This is a genomic window from Dietzia sp. SYD-A1 (assembly GCF_015356725.1).
In the GTDB taxonomy this organism is placed as follows: Bacteria; Actinomycetota; Actinomycetes; order Mycobacteriales; family Mycobacteriaceae; genus Dietzia.
Genome location: NZ_JADDKI010000510.1, coordinates 1 through 5918, shown reverse-complemented (window position 1 = coordinate 5918; position 5918 = coordinate 1). Strand labels below are relative to the sequence as shown.

Here is a 5918-nt window from a genome sequence, read left to right as displayed (position 1 = left end):
GGCTCCGGCCCCCGAGGCCTGACCTCCGCACGCTCGAACAGCTCGGGCCCGGCCGCCCACGATCCCTCCGGGGATCTCCCGGGGGGCCGGGCCCGAGGTGTCGGTGAATGCGGGCGAGGGGTCCACCGGCGCCGCGGCGTCTAGGGTGGAGTCGATCGCGCCGGCCGGCCGACGCCAACAACTTCCGATACATCACGAAACTCTTTTAGGAGGGTCGCCCCACCATGGCGAACTACACCGCTGCCGACGTCAAGCGTCTGCGTGAGCTCACCGGCTCCGGGATGATGGACTGCAAGAAGGCACTCGAGGAGACCGACGGCGACTTCGACAAGGCCGTCGAGGTCCTGCGCATCAAGGGCGCCAAGGACGTGGGCAAGCGTGCTGAGCGCACCACCGCCGAGGGCCTGGTCGCCGTCAAGGACGGCGTCATGATCGAGCTCAACTCCGAGACGGACTTCGTCGCGAAGAGCGCCGAGTTCATCGCGCTGGCCGACAGGATCGTCGCCGTCGCCGCAGCACAGGGCATCTCCGATCTCGATGCGCTCAACAATGCCGACCTCGACGGGTCGACAGTCGCCGACGCGGTGGTCTCGTTCTCCGCCAAGTCGGGGGAGAAGCTGGTCCTGCGTCGAGTGGGCAAGCTCGACGGCCCGGTCGCCGTGTACCTCCACAAGCGCTCCTCCGACCTCCCGCCGGCGGTCGGCGTCCTGGTGGCCTACGAGGGCCAGGGCGAGGCCGCGGAGGCGGCCGCCCGCTCGGCCGCCATGCAGATCGCCGCGCTCAAGGCGCAGTACGTCTCGCGCGACGAGGTGCCCGCCGACATCGTGGCCAAGGAGCGCGAGATCGCGGAGGCCACCGCCCGCGAGGAGGGCAAGCCGGAGCAGGCTCTGCAGAAGATCGTCGAGGGTCGTCTGAACGGCTTCTACAAGGACGTCGTCCTGCTGGACCAGCCGTCGGTCACCGACAGCAAGAAGACCGTCGGCGCGCTCCTGTCCGAGGCGGGTGCCACGGTGACCGCCTTCCTCCGCTTCGAGGTCGGCCAGGCCTGATTCATCCCCGGCATCCGCGGTGGCGGATGCCACGTCGACGGCGGCACCCGGACCCCCGGGTGCCGCCGTCGGTCTGTGTCCGACCGTTCCCGTCTCAGAACGCGCGGGCCGCGGTGTGGCGCCGGGGGTGATAGGGCAGAATGGACGAGGTCCCACCATGGGCCGTACGGCCGCTCGACGAGGACGTCGGGGGGCGTTTGACGCACGAGACGGGCGCGATCCGTCCGGGACGAGGAGAGCGATGACCGACCCGCGGGACGGCTACAGACGTGTGATGCTCAAGCTGGGCGGAGAGATGTTCGGCGGGGGCGGCGTGGGGATCGATCCCGATGTGGTCCAGTCGGTCGCGAGGCAGATCGCCGAGGTCTCCCGCACGGGTGCGCAGATCGCGATCGTCATCGGCGGCGGGAACTTCTTCCGCGGCGCCCAGTTGCAGCAGCGTGGTCTCGACCGTGCGCGCAGCGACTACATGGGGATGCTCGGCACCGTGATGAACTGCCTGGCGCTCCAGGACTTCCTCGAGCAGGAGGGCGTGTCGACCCGGGTGCAGACCGCGATCCACATGGGACAGGTCGCGGAACCGTACATCCCCCTCCGTGCCGAGCGACATCTGGAGAAGGGACGGGTGGTGATCTTCGGCGCGGGCATGGGGATGCCGTACTTCTCCACCGACACCACCGCCGCCCAACGCGCGCTCGAGATCAAAGCGGAGGTGCTGTTGATGGCGAAGGCCGTCGACGGGATCTACTCCGACGACCCGCGGACCAACCCCGACGCCGAACTGTTCACGCGGATCGAGCACCGCGAGTGCCTGGAACAGGGACTGAAGGTCGCCGACACCACCGCGTTCAGTCTCTGTATGGACAACAAGATGCCGATCCTGGTCTTCAACCTCCTCACCGAGGGCAACATCGCGCGCGCGGTCGCCGGTGAGGAGATCGGAACCCTCGTCAGCAGCCCGGCCTGAGGCGCAGGACCCCCCACCTCACTCACGTAGAGAACGGAAGACATCACATGATCGACGACACCCTGCTCGAGGCCGAGGAGAAGATGGAGAAGGCCGTCGAGCGCGTCCGTGACGAACTCGCGGCCATCCGCACCGGTCGCGCCAACCCCGGCATGTTCAACCGGGTGCTCTGCGAGTACTACGGGACCCTGACCCCCATCACCCAGATGGCCAGTGTCTCGGTTCCCGAACCCCGGATGCTCATCATCAAGCCGTACGAGATGTCCCAGATCGGGCCGATCGAGAACGCCATCCGCAATTCCGATCTCGGCGTCAATCCGACCAACGACGGTCAGGTCCTCCGCGTGACGGTTCCGCAACTCACCGAGGAGCGTCGTCGCGACCTCGTCAGACAGGCCAAGGCCAAGGCGGAGGACGGCCGCATCGCAGTGCGCGGGGTCCGTCGAAAGGCGATGGACGAACTCAAGCGCATCGTCAAGGACGGCGAGGCCGGCGAGGACGAGGTCAACGCCGCCGAGAAGGAGCTCGACAAGCTCACCCACCGCTTCGTGGCCGACGTGGACGAGCTCGTCAAGGGCAAGGAAGGCGACCTCATGGAGGTCTGACCACCGACGCACCCGCCGACCGACCCCCGAGATCCGAGGAGAATGCCGTGGACACCGCCCCGCCAGGCCCACCCGGGCCCACAGCCGCGGCAGCTGCTCCACCATCGCGGGCGGGCCGGGACCTGACCCGCGCCATCCCCGTGGGCGTCGGGCTCGGGGCGCTGGTCATCGCGAGCATCGCGTTCAACCCCAGGGCCTGGTACCTGGTCGCCGCCGGCGCGGTCGCCATCGGGACCTGGGAGGTGTTCAAGCGTCTCCGGCAGGCCCAGTTCCGGCTCCCGCTCCTGCCTCTGCTCCTGGGCGGGCAGGCGATGGTCTGGGCCGGGTTCTTCGCCGGGGCCAGAGGGGCCTTCGCTGCGTTCGCCGCCACGACGGTTCTGGTCCTGGTCTGGCGGCTGTTGATGGCGGGCCTGACCACGGCACCGCAGAACTACCTCCGGGACGTCTCGGTCGCCGTCTTCGTCCTCGTGTGGATCGCGGTCCCGGGCGCTCTCGGGGCCATGCTCGCGGACGGCGACTTCGGGGCCCAGCGGGTCGTCGCCCTGATCCTGTTGGTGGTGTGTTCGGACGTCGGGGGATACGTCGCCGGCGTGCTGTTCGGCAAGCATCCGATGGCGCCCGCGGTGAGCCCCAAGAAGTCGTGGGAGGGCTTCGCCGGCTCGATGGTGTTCGCCATCGTCGGGGGCGCGCTCGTCGTGGTGTTGTTGTTCGACGACAACGTCTTCAAGGGCGTCCTGCTGGGCGTCCTCACCGTGTTCACCGCGACCCTGGGCGACCTCATCGAGTCCCAGGTCAAGCGGGACCTCGGGATCAAGGACATGGGTACGATGCTGCCGGGACACGGCGGCTTCATGGATCGCCTGGACTCGGTCCTGCCCACCGCCGTCGTGGTGTGGATCATCTTCACCTTCGTCGTCCCGACCTGACCGCACCGGGCACCGCCGGCAGGTCAGTGGCCGCGGGCGCTCACCTTGCGCGCTCGGCGGGCACGCATACGGAGCTGGAGGATGCGGAACCCCGCGAACAGCGCCATGATCAGCGCACCGGCGATGGCGGCGAACAGGATCAGCACCCCCAACGGGAGGCTGAACTCGAGGCCGAGATATCGGACGTCGGTCGAGGTGGTGTTCTGCGCGACGAAGACCAGCAGCAGAATCGTCACCAGAGCACCGAGGACCAGCCCCACCCACGCCGATCCGAGTCTGCCGGCCGAGACATCGGGAAGTCCGACGTCAGGTCCCCGCCCGGCATCCCGGGCCCCTTCGGCGGGCACCGGCGCCGAGGCGGAGGCGTGGGTGTCCTCGAGAGGGGCGATGTCGGTCGACGCCGGATCGTGATCGGGTTCTACGGGGTCGTGCGAACGCGTGGGCATGCCAGGACTCTATTCCCTCCGCCCGGCCCCCGGCATCCGCTGGCGGTGTGTCGTGCAGACCGGTATCTGACACAATGGCACCCATCATGGTTGAGCCACTGCCCCTCGTCTTCGACGCCCCCCGGCGGGGTCTTCCCCCTCGTCACTTCGCCGATCTCGACGCCGCGGGCCGGGCCGAGGCGATGGGTGAACTCGGGGCCCCCGCGTTCCGGGGCAAGCAGCTCGCCAACCAGTACTTCGGTCGCCTCGAGGCGGACCCGGGTGCGATGACGGATCTGCCGGCCGGTCTGCGCGAGCAGATCGGCTCGGAGTTGTTCCCGCGCCTGGCCTCCTCGGTCCGGCACATCGCGGCCGACGGGGGCACCACGCGCAAGACCCTGTGGAAACTCCACGACGGGTCGCTGGTCGAGAGCGTCCTCATGCGTTATCCCGACCGCGCCACGCTGTGTATCTCGAGCCAGGCCGGGTGTGGAATGGCGTGCCCGTTCTGTGCGACCGGGCAGGCCGGGCTCCAGCGCAATCTCTCGGCCGCCGAGATTCTCGAACAGGTCCGGGAAGCGGCCCGGGCCATGCGGGACGGTGAGGTCCCCGGGGGGCCGGGCCGACTGTCCAACGTGGTGTTCATGGGAATGGGGGAGCCGCTGGCCAACTACAAGCGGGTTCTCACCGCGGTCCGGGGGATCGTCTCCCCGCCACCGTCGGGGTTCGGACTGTCCCAGCGGTCGGTGACGGTGTCGACCGTGGGGGTGGTGCCCGCCATCCACCGGCTCGCGGAGGAGGGGCTGCACGTCACCCTGGCGGTGTCCCTGCACACTCCCGACGACGAACTGCGCGACACCCTGGTCCCCGTCAACAACAGGTGGCCCGTCAGCGAGGTCATGGACGCCGCGCGGCACTACGCCGACGCCACGGGTCGTCGCGTGTCGATCGAGTACGCGCTGATCCGCGACGTCAACGACCAGACCTGGCGCGGGGAGATGTTGGGTCGACTGCTCACCCAGCGGCTCGGGCCCATGGCTCATGTGAACCTGATCCCGCTCAACCCGACACCGGGCAGTGAGTGGGACGCCAGCCCGAAGCACCAACAGGACGCATTCGTGGCGGCGGTTCGGCAATCCGGGGTGTCCTGCACCGTCAGGGACACCCGGGGTCAGGAGATCGCGGCCGCCTGTGGCCAACTCGCCGCCGAAGGGTGAGGCCCGGGGGGTGAGGCCGGGGGGATGCCAGCCGCTCCGGAGCACAGAGGAGGCCGCCGCCCGCGAGATTCGCGGGCGGCGGCCTCGTCTGTGCAGGGGCTCTCAGCGCTTGGCGGGAGCGGTCCCGACCGCGCCGGACGCCGCGGCACCGACCACCGAGTAGTGATCGGCGGGCACCTCGTACACCCTGGCCTTCTTCAGGCTGTCATCCTTCTTCGGGCGCAGCGAGTGGAACATCCAGGCGGCGAGGAACAGGGCGATGGCGACCACCCAGATGTCCTCGACCCGGCCGATGTGGTTGCCGAAGAGCATGGCCAGGAGGAACAGCACGAAGAAGCCGCCCACGGCGAGGCCGACCTTCCTGCTGTGCTGGTGCCAGCCCCATTCAACGGAGGGCTCGTCCAGCGAGCTGATGCCCCCCACGACGATTTCCTTGCTGGTGTGGTGCCCGTCCGCGCTCATGCTCCCCGGTTCTCCTCACGGCTCGCTGGCGGCCCCGCGGGCCGCCGACATCGCGTCCAGTCTGGCACACGCCCGGTGAGGGACTGTGGGTAACCCGCCCGGATCGGGGCCGGGCGTGACCACGCGATGCGGCGCCGGGCGCTCCGGACGTGGACAATGACGAGGTGACCACGCGCGTTCTCATCCTCGGAAGCACCGGTTCGATCGGTACCCAGGCACTGGAGGTGACCTCCGGGGCCGGCCCCGGAGGTCACCTCCAGTGCCTGG

Annotated in this window: 8 protein-coding genes; 6 read left to right on the top strand and 2 right to left on the bottom strand. The window is 69.2% G+C overall.

Going from position 1 to position 5918, the window contains the following annotated elements:
• Window positions 1–224: 224 nt before the first annotated feature.
• The 4 genes from tsf (at window position 225) to IY392_RS16280 (ending at window position 3547) form a co-directional block, all read left to right on the top strand.
• A complete protein-coding gene (tsf, locus tag IY392_RS16295; protein WP_107756634.1) occupies window positions 225–1049 on the top strand; it encodes a translation elongation factor Ts in 825 nt (274 codons plus the stop codon).
• Window positions 1050–1290: 241 nt separating this feature from the next.
• A complete protein-coding gene (gene pyrH / locus IY392_RS16290) occupies window positions 1291–2016 on the top strand; it encodes a UMP kinase (protein ID WP_107756633.1) in 726 nt (241 codons plus the stop codon).
• 47 nt (window positions 2017–2063) lie between these two features.
• The gene (gene frr, locus IY392_RS16285; RefSeq protein WP_107756632.1) at window positions 2064–2621 is read left to right on the top strand and encodes a ribosome recycling factor; all 558 of its coding nucleotides are present in this window, start codon (window positions 2064–2066) and stop codon (window positions 2619–2621) included.
• Between the two features lie 47 nt (window positions 2622–2668).
• Window positions 2669–3547, top strand: coding sequence for a phosphatidate cytidylyltransferase (locus IY392_RS16280; protein WP_194861787.1), 879 nt, complete (start codon window positions 2669–2671; stop codon window positions 3545–3547).
• A 23-nt stretch (window positions 3548–3570) separates the two neighbouring features.
• Here IY392_RS16280 and IY392_RS16275 read toward each other — a convergent pair whose 3' ends face one another.
• Complete coding sequence (locus IY392_RS16275; RefSeq protein ID WP_194861786.1) at window positions 3571–3993, bottom strand: lipopolysaccharide assembly LapA domain-containing protein; 423 nt, start codon at window positions 3991–3993, stop codon at window positions 3571–3573.
• Window positions 3994–4079: 86 nt separating this feature from the next.
• On the opposite strand from IY392_RS16275, the gene rlmN reads away from it, so the two are divergent.
• Window positions 4080–5189 carry a 23S rRNA (adenine(2503)-C(2))-methyltransferase RlmN gene (rlmN, locus tag IY392_RS16270; protein WP_194861785.1) on the top strand — a complete coding sequence of 370 codons (1110 nt, stop codon included), beginning with the start codon at window positions 4080–4082 and terminating at the stop codon, window positions 5187–5189.
• Between the two features lie 102 nt (window positions 5190–5291).
• On the opposite strand, the gene IY392_RS16265 is transcribed toward rlmN, so the two are convergent.
• Window positions 5292–5651 (bottom strand): DUF2631 domain-containing protein, encoded by a 360-nt coding sequence (locus tag IY392_RS16265; RefSeq protein WP_107756629.1) that lies wholly within the window; start codon window positions 5649–5651, stop codon window positions 5292–5294.
• A 164-nt stretch (window positions 5652–5815) separates the two neighbouring features.
• On the opposite strand from IY392_RS16265, the gene IY392_RS19700 reads away from it, so the two are divergent.
• Window positions 5816–5918, top strand: a 103-nt coding sequence (locus IY392_RS19700; RefSeq protein WP_194861784.1) for a hypothetical protein, incomplete at its 3' end; no start/stop codon positions are given.